Here is a 3,901-nt window from a genome sequence, read left to right as displayed (position 1 = left end):
TGCGTATTCCGATCGTTCGTGACCGGTCAGTCCAGTTCGACGTGATCACCAGTTCCGATTCGTACTGATCAGTCGTCCCGGTGCTCGTGAGCACCAGGACGGCACCGTGACCGCTAAGCTGACGTCACGCTCATCGTTCCAGCGACATGATCACGCTGGGGGCATCTTCCGCTTTGCCTGAAGCTTGCGCATGGATTCACCCTTGAGCGTAATCCGGTGCGCCTGATGCACCACGCGGTCAAGGATTGCGTCTGCCAAGGTCGGATCGGGGAAGAACCCATGCCACTGGTCTGTTGGGAACTGGCTTGTGATCAGCAAGGATCCGGTACGCATCCGCCGATCCACCACATCCAGCAACACCTGCGCAGCTTGCGAAGAAATCTCGCTCAGACCGAAGTCGTCGATGATAAGCAAACTCGGTTTAATCAGACCGGCCTTGAGCTTAGGCAACGAACCGTCATGGCTGGCAACTGCGATCTCTTGATAAAGATCGCTCGCCCGGAAGAACGTAGCGGGTAAACGCTGTCGGCAAGCCTGAGAACCGAAGGCACATGCAAGCCATGTCTTTCCGACCCCCGTTGCGCCAAGGACGATCAAGTTAAGCTGCTGTCGAATCCATTCGCAACTGGCCAGCGAGGCGATGAACCCTTTGTCGATATCTCGCGAAGCTCGGTAATCGGCGTCTTCGAGCGATGCGGATTCAGGGAATCCTGCACTCCGCACGAGCCGCTTCAATTTCTTCGAGTCACGTTCAGAGGCTTCATGCTCGACGAGCAACCCGAATCGGTCATCGAAAGAGAGTTGGTGAAGCTTCGGCTGCTGCAACTGGACCGAATACGCTTCGGCCATCGACGTCAATCGCAATTCACGTAGGCGGGAGATGGTTTGATGGACGCCGCTCATGTGTTTTCTCCAAAGTAGCTCGCACCCCGCACATTGTCGTGGGCTGGCCTCGGCGCCGTGCCGCTGACAGAGTGGGTGCGTTTGTCGGGTGCCTGCTTGAGAATGGAATCGAGGCTGCGCAATGCCGTAATGTTGAGCGATAGCGCATATGCACACGCCTCTTCGAAGCGTTGGTCGCCGTGGATACGAGCCAGATCGCGCATCCGCCGGGCTGCTTTCAGACCATTGACGGCATCGGATCGGTTTTCCAGGTGATGGCGAATCATTGCCGCCGAGCCTTCCCCTACCGACTCGGCCCATAGCATGAGTGCCCTCGGTTCGCCCTCAAGCACGCGGACATGCGCTATCGGACGATGCTCAGGCAACGTCTGGACTGTGCCTTCGCATTGTGCCAATGCGTGCAAGGCAACGCGCTGGCCGCGATGCATGACCTCGAGCATCGATCCGGTGTAACGCAGATCGACACGCTGTCCGCGCAACTCCGACGGCACGGAGTAGAAGCTCCGCGCATGTTCGACATGGTAATCGTCGCCAGCCCGCACCCCATATCGCCAATCGCATAACTCGAAGGGAATGGGCGGCAGGCGCTTCAAAGTCGAACGCTCGGTTTTCTCAAATCGTTCGATGCGGGAGCCTGACATCTTCTTGAAGGGATGAGCGTTCAGCGTTACCACGAGCCTCCTGAGGGCGTCATTCAGTTCATCGAGGCTAAAGAATGTTCGGTCGCGAAGTGCGAACAACACCCAACGCTGTGCGATCTGCACACCGACCTCGGCCTTCGCCTTGTCTTTCGCCTTCCTGACACGAGCTGGTAGTGCAGCGGTGTTGTAGTGCTGCAGGCACTCCCGGTAGGCCGGGTTGATAACGACGCGATCCTTCTCACGCCGCCAGACAGCCGCCTTCAGGTTGTCCGGCACAACCCAGGCCGGCACGCCCCCCATTGCCGCAAAGCAATCGACATGGCATCTCACCCAATCAGGGGTTTTCTGCGAGGCGACTGCCTGCAGGTAGGTCAGGTTCGAGTAGCCAAGCACGGCAACGAAGATTTGCGCATAGATCGAGGGACCGCCGCTTCGATCCCTGATCTCGACTGTACGGCCGGCGAAATCGACGAACAACTTCTCACCCGGGCGATGGGCCTGACGCATCACGATATGTTGTCGCTTCGCCCACGCCCGGTAACCGGCAGTGAATTGCGAGTAGGCGATTCCCTCCGGGCACTGACTGCGCCACTCCCGCCACAGCTGCTCGAGTGTGGCGTCGGGGCGCTGCATCTCGGCGTGCACCCAATCCCAATATGGCGCTCTCTTGCGTTGCGCGATGCTCTTGTTGCCAGTACCCAGAACCGCGTACCAGGCGTCGTCATCCAATGAATGAAGATCGGCACCAAAGGTGTCGCTTTTTCTGAGAATTCGGCGCATTTCGCGCACGGTGTTTGCGGAAACACCAACTGACCGTGCGATGGCTCGGTTGGACTGTGAGGTATCGTAGAAGTGCAAACGCGCGATCTCGCGCTGTAGGTGGATAGGCAGACGCAAGGGGGTAACTCCTCATGGGATGGCACCGGCGGTGCTGACCGGGCCAGACAAAATCACCCCGTCCGCGCAAGTTCGTCGCATGATTGACGAACGTGAACGCGCAGCTCATACTGATCGGACAAGATCCCACTTGTACCGGCAGCGATGCTGGCGCGACGCCCGAGGCAGCCCCCTCGGGCGTTCGCGTCTACGAGGTGGAGAATCGAGTTAACTGGGAGAGATTCGTCCTCCTGCGGATGCGCCCATTCGGGTCGCAGAAAGCCAATCCGCGACATCCAGCGTCAAGGCAAACCACCCTCGGCGATTGGGTACAGTGAAGAGCGGCACCATTACTTGACCACGTCGCCGTGCCTGTCTAAGTGATGCAACGCTTCGATGTCCTAGTGCCGCCGCGAGGGGCTCGCCGCCCAGCAGAGGACCGTGAAGGCGCAGGAGTGTCTCGCGCAATTCCTTGCGCAAGTGGGCCAGTGCTTCGGTCTGTTCAGGCAGCGAGTTCATCGAATACCTCAATGCGTTTGTCACGCAGTGTTCGTGACTGTCCACATTTTCTCCACCCGAACCGATAATTCGATTTTCTGTACTCCAGATAAGCCTTGTGCACACAATCATCAGACCAAAGGGGCGCGGTCGCCCGACCACCCAGCCTGTCGATCGCCTTCGGACACGACTTTGGTTTCGCGCGCTGCGGGACATATCTGGCCTGTCGTCCGCATACGCCATTGAGATGGCGCTCGACGGGGACCGCGTCCGCAAACGCGACACAGACGTCGCTCGCCCCAGGAAGTGGGACGCTTACGAGAAAGGGACACGGGTCCCCAATGACCGGCCCGGACCGCGCAACGCTGTCGAGCAGGCGCAAGCCCGATTCCCGGGCACGTCGCGCTGGTTCCGTAGCCCGTTGTGGCGCTACCTGAAGAAGGAGCCGCTCGATGCAATGCAGTTTGAGGAGGCGCTACGCACCCTCGAACCGCCGGTTACGGCATTACTGTTTGAGGCGGAGCCGCGCGAACACGAGCAAGTGCCCCGTCAGCGTCCCTTTGACGATGAAAGTGCTCGACAACTCATCGCGCTCGGTAGCTTCGATGCGCTAGTTGCAGCTGTGCTGATGGCAGGTCTGTCGGAAGTCATCGCCTCGCCCGATCTTCGAGAACGGGCGTTGCACGTTTACGTTGGGATTCAGGCGAAGCTGCGAGAAACGCCCCTCTTGGAAGGCATCTATCCTGAGCTGTTCTCGCTGATCGACTCGCGTTGCAAGCACTGGATCTACTTAGCGCCCAATCAGCGAATGGATGTCGTGATCTTCTGGCAGGGAGTCGAGGCGGAGGATGAACAGAGGATCTTTGGCGACGTCGGTGAGGATGGGATTGACTATTAAAACGGCTATCAGTCCTGACTAGCTGTTCGCGCCACTAAAAGTTCAACGGCAGCTTGCCGATTTGGCGAATTCACACTTCCGACCC

General features: G+C 58.9%; 3 protein-coding genes. 1 reads left to right on the top strand and 2 read right to left on the bottom strand.

The annotated features are described in order from the left end of the window. Nucleotides 1–150: 150 nt before the first annotated feature. Together istB and istA are read right to left on the bottom strand one after the other, a co-directional pair. On the bottom strand, nucleotides 151–903 hold the full coding sequence (gene istB / locus M622_RS37020) for an IS21-like element helper ATPase IstB (protein WP_002943443.1): 753 nt from the start codon (nucleotides 901–903) through the stop codon (nucleotides 151–153). Next, the gene (gene istA / locus M622_RS37015; protein ID WP_021250780.1) at nucleotides 900–2,441 is read right to left on the bottom strand and encodes an IS21 family transposase; all 1,542 of its coding nucleotides are present in this window, start codon (nucleotides 2,439–2,441) and stop codon (nucleotides 900–902) included. Before istA ends, istB begins: the two co-directional genes overlap by 4 nt. 724 nt (nucleotides 2,442–3,165) lie before the next feature. On the opposite strand from istA, the gene M622_RS37010 reads away from it, so the two are divergent. Next, entirely contained in the window at nucleotides 3,166–3,816 is a 651-nt protein-coding gene (locus tag M622_RS37010; RefSeq protein ID WP_002943440.1) for a hypothetical protein, read from the top strand. The last annotated feature ends 85 nt before the right edge of the window (nucleotides 3,817–3,901 follow it).

Source organism: Thauera terpenica 58Eu (assembly GCF_000443165.1).
Classification (GTDB): Bacteria; Pseudomonadota; Gammaproteobacteria; order Burkholderiales; family Rhodocyclaceae; genus Thauera; species Thauera terpenica.
The sequence above is the reverse complement of the archived record's forward strand: the minus strand, read 5'-3'. Positions and strand labels throughout refer to the sequence as shown.